Source organism: Microvirga lotononidis, assembly GCF_034627025.1.
GTDB classification, from domain to species: Bacteria; Pseudomonadota; Alphaproteobacteria; order Rhizobiales; family Beijerinckiaceae; genus Microvirga; species Microvirga lotononidis.
In genome coordinates this window covers 498,313-519,733 of the sequence record NZ_CP141048.1, presented here as the reverse complement: position 1 = coordinate 519,733, position 21,421 = coordinate 498,313, and the positions used below count along the sequence as shown (strand labels likewise).

The following is a 21,421-nucleotide window of genomic DNA, read 5'->3' as shown; positions in this document are numbered from 1 at the left end:
GACTTCAACGATGAGGGAACCCACAATGAAACTGACCCGACGCATTCTGATGGGCGCTGCCGCAGCAGGCTTCCTGCTCTCAGGCACGGCCGCCATGGCCCAGACCGAGCTGACCTTCTGGAGCTGGCGCCAGGAAGACAAGGCTTTCTACCAGGACATCATCAAGAAATTCCAGGCCGCCGAGCCGGGCATCACGGTGAAGTTCGAGACCTACGCGCCGGAGAACTACCAGACCATCCTCTCCACGGCGCTCGCCGCCGGTCGCGGTCCGGACGTGATCCAGGTGCGCGCCTACGGCAATCTGGAGACGATCGCGACTCCCGGCTACCTGCTCGCCCTCGACAAGCAGAACGTGCCGGAACTGGCGAACTTCCCGGAAGCGGCGCTCGCGGCCGAGACCCTGCGCTCGGACGGCAAGGTCTATGCGGTTCCCTTCGCCATGCAGGCGCAGCTCGTCGTCTACAACAAGAAGATCTTCAAGGATAACGGCCTGAATCCGCCGAAGACCTGGGACGAGATGATGGCCTTGGCCCAGGCCCTGAAGGCCAAGAACATCAATCCGTTCTCCAACGGCACGGCAACGGCCTGGCAGAACGAGACCATCGTCGGCGGCCTGCTCTCGTCCATGCTCGGCAAGGACTTCGAGGCCGACATCGTGTCCGGCGAGGCGAACTTCACCGATCCGCGCTTCGTCAGCGCGCTCGCCAAGCTGAAGGACATCAGCCAGTACTTCGCGCCGAACTTCACCGGCGTGGATTATCCGTCCTCGCAGCAGCTCTTCGTGGCGGGCCGCGCGGCCATGTTCGCGGGCGGTTCCTACGAGGTGGCGAACTTCAAGAACCAGAACCCCACGCTCGATCTCGGCGTCTTCCCGGCCCCCATCATGAAGGCGGGCGACCAGGCGCTGATCGCCACCTATTACGACGGCGGTTACGCGGTGAACGCAAAGTCCGAGAAGAAGGACGCGGCGCTCAAGTTCGTGCGCTTCCTCGCTACGCCGGAATACGGCACGGCCTTCACCAACACGCTCAAGAACCTGTCGCCGATCAAGGGCATCAAGATCGAGGATCCGATCACTCAGGACGTGGCGAAGCTCGCCGAAAATTCCATGTCCTACCTGATGCTCGTGCGTTTCCGCTACCAGGAGCCGAGCGGCTCGGTGCTGCTGCAATCGAACGTGCAGAAGATGCTCGCCGGCCAGCAGACGCCGGAGCAGGCTGCGGCCGAGATCAACAAGGGCATCGCGACCTACTACAAGCCCTTCCAGAAGTAAGCACAATCCTCTCGTCATCCCCGGGCTTGGCCCGGGGATCCACGTCTTTGACACGTAGCGATTCCCAAGACGTGGGTGGCCGGGACAAGCCCGGCCATAACGGGGGATGCCTTCCCAAGGTCAAGTCATGCACGCCTCGCGCCAACAGCCCCGCACGTTGAAGCACCGGTTATGGGTGGCGTTTCTCGTCGTCCCGCCGATCGCCTTCATGTCGCTGTTCGTGGTCTATCCGATCCTGTCTGCCTTCGCCTATGCCTTCTACGATTGGCAGGGATTGGCGCGGGGCCCATTCGTCGGCCTGAAGAACTTCAAGGAAGTGCTGTTCGGCGCCACCATGGCGCCCGTGGTGTGGAACGCCTTCCTGCATAACGTCTATGCGCTGATCGCGCTGATGATCATCCAGAACGGCGGCGGGTTCTTCCTCGCCTGGCTTCTCTACAAGGAGCCCTTCGGCTTCCGATTTCACCGCATCGCGATCTTCGTGCCGGTGGTGCTGTCGACGATCATCGTCGGCTTTCTCTGGAAGCTCTTCCTCAATCCGAATTTCGGCATCATCAATCAGGCGCTTTATTCCCTGGGGCTCGATTCGTTGGCCAAGCCATGGCTCGGCGATTCCTCGACGGCCCTGGGAGCCCTCATCCTCGCCAATGCCTGGCACTTCGTCGGTTTCCCAGCGCTCGTCTATCTGGCCGGCATGCAGCGAATCCCGCCGGAAGTCATCGAGGCGGCCCGGCTCGACGGAACCAGCGAGTGGCAGCTTCTGAAGAACATCGTGTGGCCGCTGGTGGCGCCGAGCACCACGATTCTCTTCACGCTGCTCTTCATCGGCGCGTTCAACTGGTTCGAGATTCCATACGTGATGGTCGGTCTCGACGGCTCGCCCTTCGGCACCACGGACGTGCTCGGGCTGGTCTTCTACCGCACGGCTTTCGGCAACCAGAGCGCCAGCATTCAGAATTTCGGCATGGGCTCGGCACTGGCCACGCTCCTCTTCCTCTTCATCGTCGTCTTCGCGTCCATGCTGACCCTGTGGCTGCGCCGTCGGGAGATCCAGTTTTGACCGCCATCACGTCCGATACGCCGGCCACGCGCCAAGCCATTCCCTTCGTCCTGCTCGCCCAGGTCATCCTGATCGCGAATTCCTTCATCATGCTCTATCCGGTCGTGGTGATGGTGCTGTCCGCCTTCAAGACGACGGGCGAGATCTTCGAGCATCCCTTCGCGCTGCCCGATTTCACGCAGGTGGGCAACTTCGCCAAGGTGCTCGGCGAGACCGCAATGCCGACCTACTTCGTCAACTCGGTCCTGGTCACGGGCACCTCGATCATCCTGATCCTGGTGCTGGGCACCATGGCGGGCTACGCGGTGGCGCGCTACGAGTCGCGTACGAACACCTTCATCCTGCTGTTCTTCCTGGCAGGGCTGATGCTGCCCCTGAAGCTCGCGGTGATCCCGCTCTTCATCCTGCTGCGCGATCTCGGCCTCCTCGACAGCCGCTGGAGCCTGATCGTCACCTATACGGCCATCGGCCTGCCTTCGACCGTGTTCATCATGGCGGGCTTCCTGCGTACCCTGCCGGCGGAGCTCGAGGATGCGGCTCGGATCGACGGCGCATCCGAGCCCCGCATCATGTGGTCGGTCATGCTGCCGCTGGCGCGTCCCCCCATGGCGATTGCCGCCATTCAGAACGCGGTGCCGATCTGGAACGACTTCTTCTTTCCGCTGGTCTTCATCCAGACCGATGCCCGCAAGACCCTGCCGCAGGGCCTGACCACCTTCATGGGCGAGTACACGACCGATTGGGGCATGCTGTTCGCCGGCCTGACCATCGCGGCCGCCCCGATCACGCTTCTCTACATCGCCCTGTCGCGCCAGTTCATCCAGGGCATGACCGCCGGCGCCGTGAAGTAGGAGACGGACAATGCTGATCCCGAAAGGGGCCCTCGTGGTCTCCTGCCAGGCCCGGGCCGACAACCCGCTGCACGGCTCCATCCACATGTCCGCCATGGCGCAGGCGGCGGAGGCGGGCGGCGCGAAAGGAATCCGCGCCAACGGCGAGGCCGACGTGGCGGCGATCCGTGCGGTGACGAGCCTCCCTATCATCGGGATCTCCAAGGTGTGGGACGACCGCTTCCCGGTCTACATCACGCCGGGCTTCGCGCAGGCGGAGCAGATCGCGAAAGCGGGCGCGGACATCATCGGCATCGACGCCACGCCGCGCCCGCGCAACGGCAATCCGGTGGAGCGCCTGATCGGCCGCATCCTGACGGAGCTGGGCCGGGAGGTTTTCGCCGACATCTCCACCCTGGAGGAGGGGCGCGGCGCCCATGCCGCAGGCGCGACCTATGTCGCTACGACACTGGCCGGCTACACGGAGGAAACCGCCCTCCGCAAGGGTCCGGGTCCCGATCTGGAACTCCTGTCGGCTCTCGTTGCGGAGCTTGCAGTGCCGGTCGTCGCGGAAGGACGCTTCGACACGCCCGATCTCGTGGCCGAGGCTTTCCGGCGCGGGGCCCATGCGGTGGTGGTGGGGACCGCGATCACCAACCCGCGCGAGATCACGCGACGGTTCGTCCAGGCCGTGAACCCCTGAACGAAAAACTGTAACGGAAATGTGAGGCCACGTCTGGCGTTCTCGGGTGTACCCATTCACAATGGGTTTGAAACGAGGTGATGCCGTGCTGATCCGCCGCCCTGACGATGTCCTGCCCTCCGAAATCACGCCGCGGGAGGTCTATTTCAATCGCCGCCAATGGATGGCAGGCGCGGCCGGATTGGCTTTGACCGCTTCCCTTCCGAAGGGCCTGGAAGCCGCTCCCCTGTCCGGCGCCAAAAGCCCCTTCTCGACGGACGAGAAGAAGACGAGCCGCGAGGACGTCACGAGCTACAACAACTATTACGAGTTCGGGACCGGCAAGGAGGATCCGGCGGCCAAGGCCGGCAGCCTCAAGACCGCGCCCTGGACGGTCAAGGTCGACGGCATGGTGGGCAAGCCCGCCGAATTCGCCATCGAGGATCTCATAAAGTCCCCGGCCCTGGAGGAGCGCATCTACCGCATGCGCTGCGTCGAAGGCTGGTCCATGGTCATCCCCTGGGTCGGCTTCCCGCTGGCCGACCTGATCAAGCGGGTGGAGCCCCTGGGCAGCGCGAAATACATCGCCTTCGAGACCGCTTTCCGGCCTGATGAAATGCCGGGCCTGGATTCGATCTTTCCGGTGCTCGAATGGCCTTATGTGGAGGGACTGCGCCTGGACGAGGCCATGAACCCCCTGACGCTTCTGGCCGTCGGTCTCTACGGCGAGACCCTGCCGAACCAGAACGGCGCACCGATCCGCCTCGTCGTTCCGTGGAAATACGGCTTCAAGGGCATCAAGTCGATCACCCGGATCAGCTTCGTGGACAAGCAGCCGCCGACCTCCTGGAACAAGCAGGCGCCGAGCGAATACGGCTTCTATGCCAACGTGAACCCGAACGTGGACCATCCCCGCTGGAGCCAGGCGACCGAGCGGCGCATCGGCGAGGGCGGCCTGTTCGCGAAACGCCGTCCGACGCTGATGTTCAACGGCTATGCCGAGCAGGTGGCGAGCCTCTATACCGGCATGGACCTGCGGAAGCTCTACTGATGGCGGGACGAGCCTCCGTTCAGGGCGAGAAGAAGGGTTTCGCCCTGCCTCAGGTGCCGAAGATCGCCGTCTATATCGTCGGCTTCATCCCGGCGGTCTGGCTGTTCTATGCGGGCATCGACGATCGGCTCGGGGCCGATCCGATGCGTTACCTGGAGCAGGCGCTGGGGCTCTGGGCGCTGCGCTTCCTGATCGCCACCCTGGCGATCACGCCGCTGCGCCAGCTCTTCAACATCAACCTGCTGCGCTACCGCCGGGCCTTGGGGCTGCTGGCGTTCTATTATGCCGCCCTGCATCTCACCACTTATCTGGTGCTCGACCAGGGCCTCGATCTTGCGGCCATCGTGGCCGACATCGTCAAGCGGCCCTACATCACCATCGGCATGGCGACCTTCGTCATCCTCATCCCCCTGGCGGTGACCTCCAACAATGCCGCGATCCGGCGGATGGGAGGCCAGGCCTGGGCAAAGTTGCACCGCCTGGTCTATGTCGCGGCCATCGGGGCGGCGCTGCATTTCCTGCTGGTGGTGAAATCCTGGCCGCCCGAACCGCTCGTCTATGCGGCCATCGTGGCCACGCTGCTCGGCTACCGGCTGGTCCGCCCGATGGTGAGGAAGCCCTCGCCGAGGCGCCGCGCCGCTTGAAGGGCCCGATCGCTTCACTAGGATACCTGTACCAAGCGGGCCAGCTCCATCCGGGAGACAGAGGATGCACTCGACACGACCTTCCATAGGCAAGATTGCGAAGACGCTTCTCTTCGGGCTGCTTCTCTCGGGTTTCACGCTGGTCGGCGCGGCTTCGGCCCAGACCAGGGACGTGGTGGTGTTCGCGGCGGCCAGCCTGAAGAATGCGCTCGATGATGCCGGCGCGGCCTGGATGCGCGAGACCGGCAAGCGGGTCACGATCTCCTATGCCGCCAGCAATGCGCTGGCCAAGCAGATCGAGGCCGGCGCCCCGGCGGATCTCTTCTTCTCCGCCGATCTCGACTGGATGGATTACCTGGCCTCGAAGGGATCGATCAAGCCGGAGAGCCGCGTCAGCCTGCTCGGCAACGCGCTGGTCCTCGTTGCGGCCAAGGGCTCGACCCTGCAGGTTCAGCTCCAGCCCGGCATCGACCTCGCGGCCATTCTCGGCAGCAACCGCTTGGCCATGGGCCATGTGGACGCGGTCCCGGCGGGAAAATACGGCAAGGCCGCGCTCGAGCATCTCGGCGCCTGGAACGGCGTGAAGGACAAGGTGGCCCAGGCGGACAACGTGCGTGCCGCTCTCCTGCTCGTGTCGCGCGGCGAGGCGCCGCTCGGCATCGTCTACAGGACCGATGCCGTGTCCGATCCGAACGTGAGCATCGTCGCCACGTTCCCGGACGAGAGCCATCCGCCCATCGTCTATCCGGTCGCGCTCACGAAGGATTCCGCCAACCCTGACGCCGCAGCGTTCCTGGCCTTCCTGCGCTCGGACAAGTCCAAGCCGTTCTTCGACAAGCAGGGCTTCACCTTCGTCGGCAAAGCGACCTCCGGTTCGTGACCGACTGGCTTTCCCCGGAAGAATGGACGGCGGTCCGCCTGAGCCTGAAGGTCGCCTTCGTGGCGATGACGGCGAGCCTCATCCCCGGCATCGCCGTCGCGCTGCTTTTGGAACGCGGCCGCTTCTGGGGACGGCAGGCGCTCGATGTGATCGTGCACCTTCCCCTCGTGCTGCCCCCGGTCGTGGTCGGCTGGGCTCTTCTTATCGGCTTCGGGCGGCGCGGACCCATCGGGTCTTTTCTCGCCGAGCAGTTCGGGATCGTCCTGTCGTTTCGCTGGACGGGCGCCGCGCTCGCCTGCGCCATCATGGGCTTTCCGCTGCTGGTGCGCGCCATCCGCCTGTCCATCGCATCGGTCGACCGCAAGCTCGAGGACGCGGCCGGCACTTTGGGCGCGCATCCTGTCTGGGTCTTCGGAATCGTGACCCTGCCGTTGATCCTTCCGGGCATCATCGCCGGCATGGTGCTGTCCTTTGCAAAGGCGATGGGCGAGTTCGGGGCGACGATCACCTTCGTGTCCAACATCCCCGGTGAAACGCAGACCATCCCGAGCGCCATCTATGCCTATACGCAGGTGCCGGGAGGCGAGAGCGGCGCGATGCGGCTGACGCTCGTTTCCGTCGTCATCTCCATCGCGGCTCTCTGGATGTCCGAGTGGTTCGCCCGCCGTGCGCGCTTGCGAGTGCAGGCGCGATGATCCTCGAGGTCGACATCCGACATGAGCAGGGCGGCTTCGTCCTGCAGGCGCGCTTTCAGTCCGGCGGCGGGCTGACGGCCCTGTTCGGCCCGTCCGGTTCCGGCAAGACGACCATCGTCAATGCGATCGGCGGCCTCGTCCGGCCGGAGCATGGCCGGGTTGTCGTGCAGGATCGGGTGCTGGTCGATACGAAGAAGAACGTCTTCGTGCCCAAGCACCGGCGGCGGATCGGCTATGTCTTTCAGGAGGGGCGCCTCTTCCCGCATCTCGACGTGCGCCAGAACCTCCTCTTCGGGCGCTGGTTCACCCCTCGGCGGGAAAGAACGGCGAACTTCGACCATGTGGTCGATCTCCTCGGCATCGGGCATCTGCTGGAGCGGCGACCGTCCACGTTGTCGGGCGGCGAGAAGCAGAGGGTCGCCATCGGGCGGGCGCTCCTGGCCGATCCGCAACTGCTGCTCATGGACGAGCCGCTGGCCTCCCTCGACGAGGCGCGAAAGGCCGAGATCTATCCGTATATCGAGCGCCTGCGCGACGAGGGCGCGGTGCCCATCGTTCTCGTCAGCCATTCCGTCGCCGAGATCGCACGGCTTGCTACGTCCGTCGTCGTCCTGTCCGAGGGCCGGGTGACGGCGTCGGGCAGGGCTTCGGAAATCCTGCGGCATACCGATCTCTTCGCACAGGTCGGCCCGGCGGAGGCCGGCGCCCTGGTCGAAGCCCAGATCCTGAGGCATGAGGACGGGTTCGGGTTGACCATCCTTCAGGCCAAGGCCGGTCTCCTGACCGTCCCGCGGATCGAACGCCCCATCGGCGCACCCCTGCGCGTCCGCCTTCGCGCCCGCGACATCATTCTCTCGCTGCACCGGCCCGAGGGCCTGAGCGCGCTCAACATACTGCCCGGGCGCATCGCCTCCATCGACGATACCGGCGGGCCGAGCGTCGACGTGATGCTGGAATGCGGCGGGGACGCGATCGTCGCCCGGGTGACCCGTAGATCGGTGAGAGAACTCGGTCTTGCCCCGGGGCTTGCCGTCCATGCCATCATCAAGAGCATCGCCTTCGATCCGGAGGCTCTCGGGAGCGTGGCGCCGCATGATGTGTGATATTCCCAGCCGTCGAGGTTGCGTCGGCGGCAGAGCAGTGTAGCCTCACCGGCTAACCTTTTCAGTTTCGCGAGTCCAAGACCATGAACGAACAAGTCCGGAATCCGGCCGATGCCGCGTCAAACGCCAAGCTTCTCGACCGCTTGGGGGAAGTCGCCGTCCGCGTTGGGCTCGGGCTGAAGCCCGGGCAGGAACTGGTCGTGACCGCGCCGCTCGAAGCCGTCGCCCTCGTGCGGCGCGTCACCGAGCACGCCTACAAGGCCGGCGCCTCGCTGGTCACCACGATCTTCTCCGACGAGGAGAGCGCGCTCATGCGCTTCCGGAACGCCCGTGACGAGAGCTTCGATACGGCGGCGTCCTGGCTCTACGAGGGGATGGCGGCCGCCTACAGGAACGGCGCGGCGCGGCTCGCCATCGTCGGCGAGGATCCGTCCCTGCTCGCCAAGGAGGATCCGGAGAAGGTTTCCCGCGCCAACCGGGCCCGCTCGAAGGCCTACATGCCGGCCCTCAACATGATCGCCGGATTCGACATCAACTGGACCATCGTGTCCGCCGCGACGCCCGCCTGGGCGAAGACCGTGTTCCCGGACGACCCGGAGGATGTGGCCGTCGCCAAGCTTTGGCAGGCGATTTTCTCGGCCTCCCGGGTCGATACGCCGGATCCCATCGCCGCATGGGAGGCGCATAACGCGAATCTCCGGGCGCGTACGCGCCTTCTCAACGGAAAGAACTATGCCGCGCTCCATTTCCGCGGTCCCGGGACCGACCTTCGCGTCGGCCTGGCGGACGGGCATGAATGGAACGGCGGCGCCACCCGGGCGAAGAACGGCGTCGTCTGCAATGCCAACATCCCGACCGAGGAGGTGTTCACCACGCCCCATAGGGACCGGGTCGACGGGCATGTGACCAGCACCAAGCCGCTTTCCTACAACGGCACCCTGATCCAGGACATCCAGGTGCGGTTCGAGGCCGGCCGGATCGTGGAGAGCAAGGCGCGCACCGGAGAAGCCGTGCTGAACAAGGTTCTCGATACGGACGAGGGCGCCCGCCACCTCGGCGAAGTGGCTCTCGTGCCCAATTCGTCGCCGATCTCGCGAAGCGGGCTGCTCTTCTTCAACACCCTGTTCGACGAGAACGCCTCCAGCCACATCGCCCTCGGCCAGGCTTACAGCAAGTGCATCCAGGGCGGCGGAACGATGAGCGAGGAGGAGCTCGCCGCGCGCGGTTCCAACAAGAGCCTGATCCATATCGACTGGATGATCGGCTCCGAGCGCATCGATGTGGACGGTGTGACGCAGGACGGCAGGGCCGAGCCTCTCATGCGCGGCGGCGAATGGGTTACGCCATAACGTCGGCCTGCTTTATTCGCGAGTTTCCGGCGTCGATGATGCCGGAGATTGCCTGATCCGACGCAAACAGACCTTGACGGACCGGGTCCGTCGCTGTGATGGAAGACAGGTATCAAAGAGGTACTGGGCTTATGCACGTAAGCTCGGCGCCGTCTCGCGAGCATGGATGGATGTCGGATACTGCCAATCGTAGGTCTCAGGACCAAGCCCTCCTGTCGGTTCGCTCCCTCTCGGTGGAGTTCGGCAAGGGGGAGGGCGCCTTCAGAGCCGTCAAGGACGTCAGCTTCGATGTGCAGCCGGGCAAGACCCTGGCGGTCGTCGGCGAGTCCGGATCGGGCAAGTCCGTCACCTCCCTGGCGATCATGCGTCTGACCGACTACACGGGCGGACGCATCACTGGGGGACAGGTGCTGTTTCGCCCCGACGGGGGCGAGGCGCGCGACCTCGTCAAGGCGTCGGATGCCAAGCTCAGGGAGATCCGCGGCAACGACATCGCGATGATCTTCCAGGAGCCGATGACGTCGCTCAATCCCGTCTTCACCATCGGCAACCAGATTTCCGAAACCCTGATCCTGCACCAGGGCCTGGGCGGGCGCGACGCACGCCAGCGCGCGAAGGAGCTCCTGCAGAAGGTGCGTCTTCCCGACGCGGACAAGCTGCTCGACCGCTACCCGCACCAGCTCTCCGGCGGCATGCGCCAGCGCGTGATGATCGCGATGGCGCTCGCCTGCAATCCGAAGCTCCTGATCGCCGACGAGCCGACCACGGCCCTCGACGTGACGATCCAGGCGCAGATCCTCAACATCATCCGCGATCTGCAGCAGGAGATGGGCACCGCCGTCATCTTCATCACGCACGACATGGGCGTCGTGGCCGAAATGGCCGACGACGTGGTGGTGATGTGGAAGGGCGAGAAGGTGGAGCAGGCGCCGGTGCGCGACATCTTCGCCGCGCCTCAGCATCCCTATACTAGGGCTCTTCTGTCGGCCGTGCCGCGCCTGGGCAGCCTCAAAGGGCAGCCTTTCCCGAAGCGCACGCCCGTCATGGTGATGGATGGCGGCGTCGCCAAGCCGGTCGGCGAGACCCATGAGCAGAACACCGCCGACTACACGAAGCCGATCCTTCAGGTGGACAAGCTCACCACGCGCTTCGATGTGGGCAAGACCTTCTTCGGCCGCGTGACCCACCGGGTCCATGCGGTGGAGGAGGTGAGCTTCGACATCTATCCCGGCGAGACGCTGGCGCTCGTGGGCGAATCCGGCAGCGGCAAGTCGACCATCGGGCGCACGCTGCAGCAGCTCGTCGAGCCGACGGGCGGCACGGTGCGCTTCGACGGGCGCGACATGGCCGCCATGAGCCAGGGCGAGCGGCGTCGCCTGCGGCAGGAGATCCAGTACATCTTCCAGGATCCCTTCGCGTCGCTCGATCCGCGCCATACAGTGGGCTACAGCATCGCGGAGCCGATCATCGTCCATGGCCTGATCAACGACCGCAAGGAGCGGGACCGGCGGGTGCACGAATTGCTGGAGCAGGTCGGCCTGCAGCCGCAGCATGCCAAGCGCTACCCGCACGAGTTCTCGGGCGGCCAGCGCCAGCGCGTCTGCATCGCGCGGGCGCTCGCGAGCAATCCGAAGCTCGTCATTGCGGACGAATCCGTGTCCGCGCTCGACGTGTCGATCCAGGCTCAGATCGTCAACCTGCTCATGGAGCTGCAGGAGCGGAAGCGCCTGTCCTATCTCTTCATCACCCATGACATGGCCGTGGTGGAGAAGATCAGTCACCGCGTCGCCGTGATGTATCTCGGTCAGATCGTCGAGCTCGGGACCCGTCGGGCGATCTTCGAGAACCCGCAGCATTCCTACACCCGCAAGCTGCTCTCGGCGGTGCCGATTGCCGATCCGCAGCGCGAGCGGGCCAAGACGAGGATCGAGGGCGAGATCCCGAGCCCCGTGCGTCCGGTGGGCCAGGAGCCCGCCATCCACCGCATGCGCGAGGTCGAGCCTGGACATTGGGTCGCCATCGAGACCGATCAGCTCCGCGGAGCTGCGTGAGACACGAATTCATAAGGGAGACAACGACATGAAGTTCTCTGCTACGATCAAGGCGCTCGGCCTGACGGCCGCTGTCGCGCTGGCGCCGATGACGGCATCCGGCGCCCAGGCCGCCGGAACGCTGACCACGGCGGTTGCCATCGACCCGGGCAGCTGGGATCCCATCGACACGTTCCTGGTCGACTGGTCATCCGCCGCCAACAACATCTTCGACGGCCTGACGGCCCGCGGCGCGGACATGAAGCTGAAGCCTGGCCTCGCCACGTCGTGGGAGTTCCTCGACAACAACAGCCGGATCCGCTTCAAGCTGCGTCAGAACGTGAAGTTCCACAACGGCGAACCGTTCAATGCGGAAGCCGTGAAGTTCACCTTCGACCGCCTCCTCGGCGAGGAGGGCAGGAAGGGGCCGCAGCAGTCGAACTACAACTCCATCGACCACGTGGAAGTCGTCGACGATTCCACGGTCGACTTCGTCATGAAGCAGCCGGACCCCGTCCTGCTGACCAAGCTCGCCGGCTACGGCGGCATGATCGTGCCGCCCAAGTACATTCAGGAAAAGGGCGACGCCTATTTCAACATGAACCCGGTCGGCACCGGGCCGTTCAAGTTCGCCGAATACACCCCGAAGGTCAGCCTCACGCTCGAAGCCTTCCCGGAGCACTGGGGCGGCGCGCCGAAGCTCGACAAGGTCGTGACGCGCTTCATCTCCGAGGCGAACACCCAGGTGGCCGAGCTGCAGGCGGGCCGCATCGATGTCGCGACTCTCATCCCGTTCGGCCTCGCGCCGACAGTGGAGAAGAGCCCTAACCTGAGCCTCATCAGCATCACCGGTCCAACCGTCGTCGCCCTGCGCCTGAACACCAAGGAGGGCATCACGAAGGACGTGAACGTCCGCAAGGCTCTGATCATGGGCATCGACCGCGACGCGATCATCAAGGCCGTGCTCCTCGGTCACGCGAAGCCGATCGCAAGCTTCCAGTCCGACCTGTCCTTCGGCTACGATCCGAGCATGAAGCCGCTTCCCTTCGATCTCGCCAAGGCGAAGCAGATGCTGCAGCAGGCCAAGGTTCCGGCCGGCGCGCCGGTGCGGATCGACTTCCGTGGCAACGACGCGACGTTCCGCGAAGTGGCGCAGGCCGCCGCCGGCTTCCTCCAGGCGCTGGGCCTCAAGCCCTCGCTGCAGCCGCACGAGCCCCCGGTTCTGCTCAATGACATCATTCCGAACGGCAAGACCGGCGAAGCCTGGCACAATGCCTGGGGCGGATGGACCTTCGACTACGACAACACCGCTTACCTGATGTATCACTCGGGCGAGAAGTGGAACCCGTACGACAACGATCCCAAGCTGAACGCCCTGCTCGAGAAGCAGCGCACGATGTACGACGTGAAGGAGCGCGAGAAGGTTCTCCAGGAGATCGCCCGCTACGTGGCCGATCAGGCGCTCGAGATTCCCCTCTACAACCAGAACACGCTCTACGGCGTGAACAAGCGGGTGAAGAACTTCGACGCTCCGTCCGACCGCCGCTTCCGCTTCACGGAAACGACGGTGGAGTAAGAAACCGTCTCGGACATGCGTCGCGAACGACGCGTGTCCGAGGCTTTGACATGCAAGATCAGGCCCCGCGTCAGCGGGGCCGTTTTTCCGAGAGCAAGAAGGACCACCCGATGGCGGGCTTCATCCTCAAACGATTGTTGCAGGCTGTTTTCGTGGTCCTCGCAGTGACTCTGATCGTCTCCTTCGCGATCAGGCTGTCGGGCGATCCAGCGATCATGCTGATGGGTGGCGGCAACGTCACCGAGCAGGACCTGCAGAACATCCGGCAGGCGCTCGGGCTCGAACGTCCGTTCTTCGTTCAGTACCTCGACTTTCTCGAGGGCATGATCACGGGCGATTTCGGCAAGAGCTTCATGGGCGGCACCCCCGTTTCCATGCTCATCGCCAATGCCCTACCGGCCACCCTCCTGCTGGCGTTCACGTCGCTCATCGTCTCCATCGTCCTGTCGGTGCCTCTCGGCGTTTATGCGGCGGTCAATCGCGGGCGCTGGCCGGATCAGATGATCCGCATCCTGTCGCTGGTCGGCCTGTCATTCCCGAATTTCTGGCTCGCCATCATGATGGTGCTGCTGTTCTCCATCGTGCTCGGTCTTCTGCCGCCGAGCGGCATGGAGGGGCCGGAGAGCTTCGTCATGCCGGCGCTGACCATGGCGATCATCCTCACGGCCACCAACGTGCGCCTCGTGCGCACCTCCATGCTGGAGACGCTCTCGCAGCAATACATCATGGTGGCGAGGTCCAAGGGCCTGCGCGACCGGGTCGTTCTCTACAAGCACGCCCTGCGCAACTCGGCCATTCCGCTCGTCACCTATATCGGCCTTCAGTTCGGCGGCCTCATCGGCGGCATTGTCATCATCGAGCGGGTGTTCAACTGGCCCGGCATGGGCACGCTCGCCTTCGACGCCATCTCGAACCGCGACTACCCGGTGCTGCAAGGCACCATCACGGTGCTCGCGCTCTTCATCGTGCTCATCAACCTCCTGGTCGATATCGCCTACGGGCTGATCGACCCGCGCATCCGGACGGAGTAGGCTCCATGGCTGCCGCTCAGGCTGTATCGTCGGCGCGCCGGCACTTCCGCTCGCTCGAACTCGTTCTCGGCCTCCTGCTCACCGTCGGCATGGGGCTGGCCGTGCTGTTCTCGGGGATCCTGTTCCCGGATGGCGGCGAGAGCATGGACCTCATGGCGCGGCTCACGCCGCCGTTCCAGAGCCTTGCTCACCCCCTCGGCACCGATCCGCTCGGCCGCGACGTGCTGGCGCGCGTGATCGTCGGTGGACAGATCTCGCTCACGGTCGGCGTTCTCTCGGTGGTGGGAGCGGTCATCGTCGGAACGATCGTCGGCCTCGTCGCCGGGTACTATCGCGGCATCGCCGAGGTTCTGCTGATGCGCTTCGCCGACATCCAGCTGGCGCTGCCCTTCATTCTCCTCGCCATCATGTTCCTTGCCATTCTCGGCACCGGCATCGACAAGATCATCTTCTTCATGGTCGTCGCCCAATGGGTGCAATATGCGCGGCTCGTGCGCGGCTCCGTGCTGGCCCTGCGGGACCGGGAGTTCATCCTCTCGGCCCGCGCCATCGGTGTCGGCAACGGGCGCATCATCTTCACCCATATCCTGCCCAACGTGCTCGGCCCCATCGTCATTCTCATGACGCTCAACGTGGCCAACAACATCCTTCTCGAAAGCAGCCTCACGTTCCTCGGTCTCGGCGTCGATCCGCTCATCCCGAGCTGGGGCGGCATGCTCGCCGACGGCCGCACCTATCTGCAGACGGCCTGGTGGGTCAGCGTGTTTCCGGGACTTGCCATCATGTTCACCGTGCTCGGCCTGAACCTTCTGGGCGATTGGCTGCGCGATCTTCTCGATCCGACAGGACAGACATCACGATGACGATTTTGCTCGACGAGCGTATCTCTCGCACTCTCGATAATCTCCTGCGCGAATGGGCCCGGAACGATCACCGCGGCGCGATGCTCGAAGCCTGGCTCTTCGAGGACGAGGCGGCGCGACGCGCGGCGGAAGCCGTGCTGGCGGAAGCAGGCGTCCGGGCGCGGTTGCGCAGCGCCTATAAGCCGCTCGTCCACGCCTTCCTCGAAGAGTTCGAGACCGGCCATCTGAAGCGCGTCACCGTGCGCTATCCGGTGCACGCGGAGGCGGACCGGCTCCGCTTCCTCTCCGAGGCCTATCCCCTGGCAGCCCTGCTCGATGGCGTCGAGACCGTCTTCGAACCCGGCGCCGCCGACATGACCTACCATGTCACTCTGGAGGACAAGGACGGCCATGTGGCGGAGCATGCGGTCTTCGCGCCGGACCGCCTGCGCACCAATCATCTCGATCAGGTCGATCTCACGCCGACCGGATGGTTGAAGATCACGGAGCGGCCGGACGATGCGCCGGATCTCGACGAGCCGCTCGAGACCGAGATCGAGCAGGTCTTCCACTCCGTCATGGCGGCCGTGGCGGCCCATGACTGGCCCGACACGGAACCCTATGCGGAGACGATTGCCGTCGACGTGACGATCCCCGGCATCGAGCGCCCGCTCGATTACGGCGACGAGGTGATGAGCACCCGCGAGGCGCTGCACGAGGACTTCTATTTCTCGCTGCTCGAGTTCTTCAAGCGCAAGTCGGGCCGTCCGCCCGAGGACCGCAGCGTGCAGCCCGGCCAGATCGTGCCCGACATCCGCGCCGGGAACGGCGATGCGCATGTGCGCGTGACGCTGCGCTCCTTCGGGCCGCCGGAGAACCCGGTGCGGCCCGAGCAGGACATCGAGACGGCGGATGCCGCGCCCGGTCTCGATCAGATCTATCGCGAACTCGCGGCGCTTCCCGGAAAAACTTTCGAGGGGATCTCCCGGGAGGGACGTCCCGTGCGGGGCCTTTACCGGGCCGGTTCGCGTCCGGCGGTCCTCGTCACCAGCGGGCAGCATGCGAACGAGACCTCGGCTCCCGTGGGAACGCTGAGAGCCGTGCACCGCCTGCTGGCCAATCCTGACACCAACATCGCCTATGTTCCGGTCGAGAATCCCGACGGTTATGCTCTTCACGGGCGGCTGTGCGAGAGCAACCCGCGCCACATGCACCATGCGGCACGTTACACCTCGCTCGGATGCGATCTGGAATACGGACGCAAGGAGCCGCTCTACGAGATCGGCGCGCGCAACCAGGCGCTGGAGATGTCCGGCGCACAGCTGCACCTCAACTTCCACGGCTATCCGGCCCATGAATGGACGCGGCCCTTTACCGGCTATCTCCCGCGCGGCTTCGAGCTCTGGTCGATCCCGAAGGGCTTCTTCCTGATCATGCGGCATCATCCCTCCTGGAGCGAGACGGCGCGAACCCTGGTCGAAGCCGTGACGACGGGCCTCTCGGCCGTGCCGGGATTGGCTGAGTTCAACCGCCGGCAGATCGAGATCTGCTCGATCCATTCGGGGGGCACGCCGTACGAGATCATCAACGACATTCCGTGTCTGATCACCGCCGACGAACGCCATCCGTCGCCGCTGACCCTGATCACGGAATTCCCGGACGAGACGATCTACGGCGATGCTTACCGTTTCGCCCATACGGTCCAGATGGCGACCGTCATCGCCGCCGAGGAAGCCTTCGCGTCGATCATGGCGGCGCAGGTTTAGCACCCGGATTTGCCGTAGAGCGCCCAAGACGAAAGCGGCCGGAGAGTGTCTCCGGCCGTTTCCATTTCTGGAACAAGCCGAGTCTCGCCATCGTTCTTCGGCTGAAGCGGCACGCAGCATGCCGGCTTTGCGGAGTGAACGTCATGGCCCGGCTGTCCTGGAAGCAGAACGAGAACGAGGCATCGGTCAAGGAAGCCGTCGATCTCGTGCGCGAGCATGGGGAAACCTTGCCGCCGATGTCCGAGGATGAAGCCTTCGGCGCCATGTTCGACCGCTTCGCCGACGCCAAGGTCGTGCTCCTGGGCGAGGCGACCCACGGCACGTCCGAGTTCTACCGGGCGCGCGCCGCGATCACGAAACGCCTGATCGAGCAGCACGGCTTTTCCATCGTGGCCGTCGAGGCCGATTGGCCGGATGCCGCGCGCATCGACGCCTATGTGCGCCACCGCCAACTTGCCGATGACGATGATGCGGCCTTCCAACGATTTCCCACTTGGATGTGGCGCAACGAGGAGGTCTACGACTTCGTCAACTGGTTGCGCGATTTCAACAAGGAGCGGGCGGACGACGAGCGGGCAGAGTTTCGCGGGCTCGACGTCTACAGCCTGAACACGTCGATCCGTTCCGTTCTCGATTACCTCGACAAGGTCGATCCGGAGGCGGCCCGGGAGGCGAGGGGACGCTACGGCTGCCTGAGCCCCTGGCAATCCGATCCCGCCCGTTACGGCCGCGCCGTCCTCACCGGGCAGAAAAAGCCCTGCGACCAGGCGCTGCTGCGCCAGCTCCAGGACATTCTCGACAAGCGGATGGACTATCTCCAGGCCGATGGCGGCGAGGCATTCTTCGACGCGGTGCAGAACGCCAAGATCGTCCATGCGGCCGAACATTACTATCGGATCATGTACGAAGGCGCGACGGAATCCTGGAACCTGCGCGACCGGCACATGTTCGAGACCCTGCAGAGCCTGCTCGCCCGGCGCGACAACGCCAAGGCGGTGGTCTGGGCCCACAATTCCCATATCGGCAACGCGGCAGCGACCGCCATGGGCTGGCAGGGCGAGTTCAATATCGGCGAACTTTGCCGGAAGGCCTACCGGGACGAGGCCGTCCTCATCGGCTTCGGGACGGACCGGGGCACGGTGGCGGCCGCCGACGACTGGGACGAGCCCATGCAGGTCAAGACCGTCCGGCCCGCCCGGCCCGACAGTCACGAGCGCATCTTCCGGGATACGGGCCTCGGGTGCTTCCTGACCGACTGGCGGGAGAACGGCCAGGCCGAGCTGACGGAGATCCTGTCGCGGCCCCGCCTGGAGCGGGCCATCGGCGTGGTTTACCGGCCGGAGACGGAACTCTACAGCCATTATTTCGAGGCGGTCCTGGCCGAGCAGTTCGACGCCTTCGTCTGGTTCGAGGACACCAGGGCCGTGAGCCCGCTCACCCATGCCCACGGCAAGGGCATGCCGGAGACGTACCCGTTCGGGCTTTGATCCGGTCTGCCCTGGCTCCTGCCGCTCTGCCGTCCGGGAGAGGGGATGACATCCACCGCCGTCATGGCCGGCCTTGTTGCCGTCATCCCGTCTTGCTCGCCACCGCTCCACCCTCATCCTGAGGAGCAACGCCGCTACGTCTCGAAGGATCGTCCTGGCGGGTACGGGGCTGACACCCTCCCCCGTCATGGCCGGGCTTGTCCCGGCCATCCCGATTGTTTGAAGCGCTGCGCCTTGCTGATCGGGATCACCGGCACAGGGCCGGTGATGACGGGGTGGGTGATGCGGAGAGGGCGGTGGTGAGAGCGAACGTTATGTTCTCACTTTGTTCTTGACAGTTGCTGCAACCTTGGTTATATCGTTACCCATCCTCACCTGACGAGGGGCGCGCTCGCGAGGCGTCGCAGTTGTGGGGTGGGGAACGGTCCGGTCGCAGGTCTCGCACACCTGGGGCCGGAGGCCCTTGGCAGCCCTGTGCTGGTCCAAGTCTAAACGCCTAAAAGAACCGTGCGGGACGAGCAGTTCGGCTCTTCCATTCTCACTCACAAGCGAGCCGGGCTGCCCGACACGCCACCCTCGAACCCTGACAGGCTCGCAGCGCAAGCTGCGGGCCCTAAGGTGCTGGCTTTCCGGAACTCTGCTGGCGACACTCCCCCGCCTTGCCCCGGCAGGCTGCCCCTGATAACTGACAGCCAATCCCATTCAACCGACCATCAAGCAGGGCTTTTTCCGTGTCCCGACAGTTCATCTACCACATGCGTGGCCTCTCCAAGACCTATTCGGGCGGCAAGAAGGTCTTGGACAACGTTCATCTCTCCTTCTACCCGGATGCGAAGATCGGCGTGCTCGGCGTCAACGGCGCCGGTAAGTCGACCCTGCTCCGCATCATGGCCGGAACCGACACCGACTGGTCCGGCGAGGCCTGGGTCGCCGAGGGCGCCCGGGTCGGCTACCTGCCCCAGGAGCCCCAGCTCGACCCGTCGAAGAACGTCCGCGAGAACGTCATGGAGGGCGTGGCCGCCAAGAAGGCGATCCTCGACCGCTACAACGAACTCGCCATGAACTATTCCGAGGAGACGGCGGACGAGATGACCCGTCTCCAGGACGAGATCGAGGCCAAGGGCCTGTGGGATCTCGATTCCCAGGTCGATCAGGCCATGGACGCCCTCCGCTGCCCGCCGGACGACTGGTCGGTGGACAAGCTCTCGGGCGGCGAGCGCCGCCGCGTCGCCCTGTGCAAGCTGCTCCTGGAGCAGCCGGAACTCCTGCTCCTCGACGAGCCGACCAACCACCTGGATGCCGAGACGACCGCCTGGCTCGAAGGGCACCTGCGCAATTATCCGGGCGCGATCCTGATCGTCACCCACGACCGCTACTTCCTCGACAACGTGACCGGCTGGATCCTCGAGCTCGACCGCGGCCGGGGCATTCCCTACGAGGGCAATTACTCCTCCTGGCTGGAGCAGAAGCAGAAGCGCCTTGCGCAGGAGGGCCGCGAGGAAGCGGCTCACCAGCGCACCATCGAGCGTGAGCGGGAATGGGTTGCCGCCTCGCCGAAGGCCCGCCAGGCCAAGTCGAAGGCCCGTATCCAGCGCTATGAGGAGCTCGTGGCCAAGGCCAACGAGAAGGGCCCGACGACCGCTCAGATCATCATTCCGATCGCCGAGCGCCTGGGCAACAACGTCATCGAGTTCGACAACCTCAAGAAAGCCTTCGGCGACAAGCTGCTCATCGATGGCCTGTCGTTCAAGCTGCCGCCCGGCGGCATCGTCGGCGTCATCGGCCCGAACGGCGCCGGCAAGACCACGCTCTTCCGCATGATCACGGGCCAGGAGCAGCCGGACGAGGGTTCGATCAGCATCGGCGAGAGCGTGAAGCTCGGCTATGTCGACCAGAGCCGCGACTCGCTCGATGCCAACAAGACGCTGTACGAGGAAATCTCGGGTGGCAACGAGGTGCTCTATCTCGGCAAGCGCGAGATCAACGCCCGCGCCTATTGCGGCGCCTTCAACTTCAAGGGCTCCGATCAGCAGAAGAAGGTCGGCGTGCTCTCGGGCGGCGAGCGCAACCGCGTGCACCTCGCCAAGATCCTGAAGTCGGGCTCCAATGTCCTGCTCCTCGACGAGCCGACCAACGACCTCGACGTGGATACGCTTCGCGCGCTCGAAGAGGCGCTGGAGGATTACGCGGGCTGCGCCGTGATCATCTCGCACGACCGCTGGTTCCTCGACCGCATCGCCACCCACATCCTCGCCTTCGAGGGCGACAGCCACGTGGAATGGTTCGAGGGCAACTTCGCCGATTACGAGGAGGACAAGAAGCGTCGCCTCGGCACGGATTCCACGATCCCGCATCGGATCAAGTACAAGAAGTTCTCGCGGTAAGGTCTGGCGGACTTCTTTTGTAAGCATGTGGAACGCGGGACTGGGCATCGGCCCACCCGCGTTCTTTTCGTATCGCTTTGCCGATCGGCTACGAATTCCTTGCTTGAAGCTTTCATCCTGAGTTCAGGGAGGGACATCTATTCTTGTTCCAGAGGTTGGGAACGAAGCAATTGTTTCAGCTTTGGCGTTCAAAGTGCGTTCCCGCCAGGAGGCGAAAATGTCTCGGTTCAAGGTTGTTCTGGTTGCAGGCTGCGCCGTTCTGACAATGAGCGGTGCTTTGGCGGCTTTCGCTCCGGCGTATGCCGGTGAAAGCACAGGGCGCTGGCGCGACGGATCCTATGCCACGCCATATGGGGTCGTTCGTCCGAACTACGGCTACGGTTATCGTCCCTATCGCCATCGCGACTACGATGCCGGTGGCGCTGTGGCTGCCGGTGTGGTCGGCGGCTTGGCACTCGGTGCATTGGCCTCACGCCCTGCTTATGATTATCCAAGCAATTCGGCCTATCCGACCTATTACGGCTCACCGGCCTATGATGCGCCTCCCTGTTACATGGTGCGCCGCCGCTTCGTGGACGATTGGGGCAGGGTCGTCATTCGCCGGGATCAGGTCTGCGAGTAATTGAGCGAGGAGGGCTTCACCGGCCCTCCTCACTGAAATGCGCGCAGCACCGACGCTCGGCTTTCGGTTTTCGCCTGTTCCATGAGCCTCCTCGCCCTGAGGTTTCGGCTTCTCAC

18 protein-coding genes are annotated in these 21,421 nt (G+C 64.6%); all 18 read left to right on the top strand.

Going from position 1 to position 21,421, the window contains the following annotated elements; genetic code table 11:
* The first annotated feature begins 25 nt into the window (after positions 1 to 25).
* The 18 genes from U0023_RS02280 (at position 26) to U0023_RS02195 (ending at position 21,305) form a co-directional block, all read left to right on the top strand.
* Entirely contained in the window at positions 26 to 1,273 is a 1,248-nt protein-coding gene (locus U0023_RS02280) for an extracellular solute-binding protein (protein ID WP_009763971.1), read from the top strand.
* Positions 1,274 to 1,400: 127 nt separating this feature from the next.
* Complete coding sequence (locus U0023_RS02275; RefSeq protein ID WP_009763972.1) at positions 1,401 to 2,333, top strand: carbohydrate ABC transporter permease; 933 nt, start codon at positions 1,401 to 1,403, stop codon at positions 2,331 to 2,333.
* Positions 2,330 to 3,184, top strand: coding sequence for a carbohydrate ABC transporter permease (locus tag U0023_RS02270; RefSeq protein ID WP_009763973.1), 855 nt, complete (start codon positions 2,330 to 2,332; stop codon positions 3,182 to 3,184). The genes U0023_RS02275 and U0023_RS02270 overlap by 4 nt, the downstream gene beginning before the upstream one ends.
* A gap of 10 nt (positions 3,185 to 3,194) precedes the next feature.
* Entirely contained in the window at positions 3,195 to 3,866 is a 672-nt protein-coding gene (locus U0023_RS02265; RefSeq protein WP_009763974.1) for an N-acetylmannosamine-6-phosphate 2-epimerase, read from the top strand.
* Between the two features lie 85 nt (positions 3,867 to 3,951).
* The gene (gene msrP / locus U0023_RS02260; protein ID WP_009763975.1) at positions 3,952 to 4,896 is read left to right on the top strand and encodes a protein-methionine-sulfoxide reductase catalytic subunit MsrP; all 945 of its coding nucleotides are present in this window, start codon (positions 3,952 to 3,954) and stop codon (positions 4,894 to 4,896) included.
* Entirely contained in the window at positions 4,896 to 5,540 is a 645-nt protein-coding gene (gene msrQ / locus U0023_RS02255) for a protein-methionine-sulfoxide reductase heme-binding subunit MsrQ (RefSeq protein ID WP_009763976.1), read from the top strand. The genes msrP and msrQ overlap by 1 nt, the downstream gene beginning before the upstream one ends.
* Positions 5,541 to 5,604: 64 nt before the next feature.
* Positions 5,605 to 6,420: a molybdate ABC transporter substrate-binding protein gene (gene modA / locus U0023_RS02250; protein WP_009763977.1), complete on the top strand. Its 816-nt coding sequence runs from the start codon at positions 5,605 to 5,607 to the stop codon at positions 6,418 to 6,420.
* Entirely contained in the window at positions 6,417 to 7,115 is a 699-nt protein-coding gene (modB, locus tag U0023_RS02245) for a molybdate ABC transporter permease subunit (protein WP_009763978.1), read from the top strand. Before modA ends, modB begins: the two co-directional genes overlap by 4 nt.
* The gene (gene modC, locus U0023_RS02240) at positions 7,112 to 8,218 is read left to right on the top strand and encodes a molybdenum ABC transporter ATP-binding protein (RefSeq protein ID WP_009763979.1); all 1,107 of its coding nucleotides are present in this window, start codon (positions 7,112 to 7,114) and stop codon (positions 8,216 to 8,218) included. Before modB ends, modC begins: the two co-directional genes overlap by 4 nt.
* An 83-nt stretch (positions 8,219 to 8,301) precedes the next feature.
* The gene (locus U0023_RS02235) at positions 8,302 to 9,567 is read left to right on the top strand and encodes an aminopeptidase (RefSeq protein ID WP_009763980.1); all 1,266 of its coding nucleotides are present in this window, start codon (positions 8,302 to 8,304) and stop codon (positions 9,565 to 9,567) included.
* Positions 9,568 to 9,737: 170 nt separating this feature from the next.
* Positions 9,738 to 11,618: an ABC transporter ATP-binding protein gene (locus U0023_RS02230; protein WP_052600605.1), complete on the top strand. Its 1,881-nt coding sequence runs from the start codon at positions 9,738 to 9,740 to the stop codon at positions 11,616 to 11,618.
* 28 nt (positions 11,619 to 11,646) lie between these two features.
* Positions 11,647 to 13,173, top strand: coding sequence for an ABC transporter substrate-binding protein (locus tag U0023_RS02225; protein WP_009763982.1), 1,527 nt, complete (start codon positions 11,647 to 11,649; stop codon positions 13,171 to 13,173).
* 110 nt (positions 13,174 to 13,283) lie between these two features.
* Entirely contained in the window at positions 13,284 to 14,204 is a 921-nt protein-coding gene (locus U0023_RS02220) for an ABC transporter permease (RefSeq protein WP_040638736.1), read from the top strand.
* 5 nt (positions 14,205 to 14,209) lie between these two features.
* Positions 14,210 to 15,067 (top strand): ABC transporter permease, encoded by an 858-nt coding sequence (locus tag U0023_RS02215; RefSeq protein WP_009763984.1) that lies wholly within the window; start codon positions 14,210 to 14,212, stop codon positions 15,065 to 15,067.
* Positions 15,064 to 16,812 carry a M14 family zinc carboxypeptidase gene (locus tag U0023_RS02210; protein WP_009763985.1) on the top strand — a complete coding sequence of 583 codons (1,749 nt, stop codon included), beginning with the start codon at positions 15,064 to 15,066 and terminating at the stop codon, positions 16,810 to 16,812. The genes U0023_RS02215 and U0023_RS02210 overlap by 4 nt, the downstream gene beginning before the upstream one ends.
* A gap of 143 nt (positions 16,813 to 16,955) precedes the next feature.
* Positions 16,956 to 18,299 (top strand): erythromycin esterase family protein, encoded by a 1,344-nt coding sequence (locus tag U0023_RS02205; protein ID WP_009763986.1) that lies wholly within the window; start codon positions 16,956 to 16,958, stop codon positions 18,297 to 18,299.
* Between the two features lie 731 nt (positions 18,300 to 19,030).
* Positions 19,031 to 20,683, top strand: coding sequence for an energy-dependent translational throttle protein EttA (ettA, locus tag U0023_RS02200; protein ID WP_009763987.1), 1,653 nt, complete (start codon positions 19,031 to 19,033; stop codon positions 20,681 to 20,683).
* 217 nt (positions 20,684 to 20,900) lie between these two features.
* A complete protein-coding gene (locus tag U0023_RS02195; RefSeq protein WP_009763988.1) occupies positions 20,901 to 21,305 on the top strand; it encodes a hypothetical protein in 405 nt (134 codons plus the stop codon).
* Positions 21,306 to 21,421 lie beyond the last annotated feature (116 nt).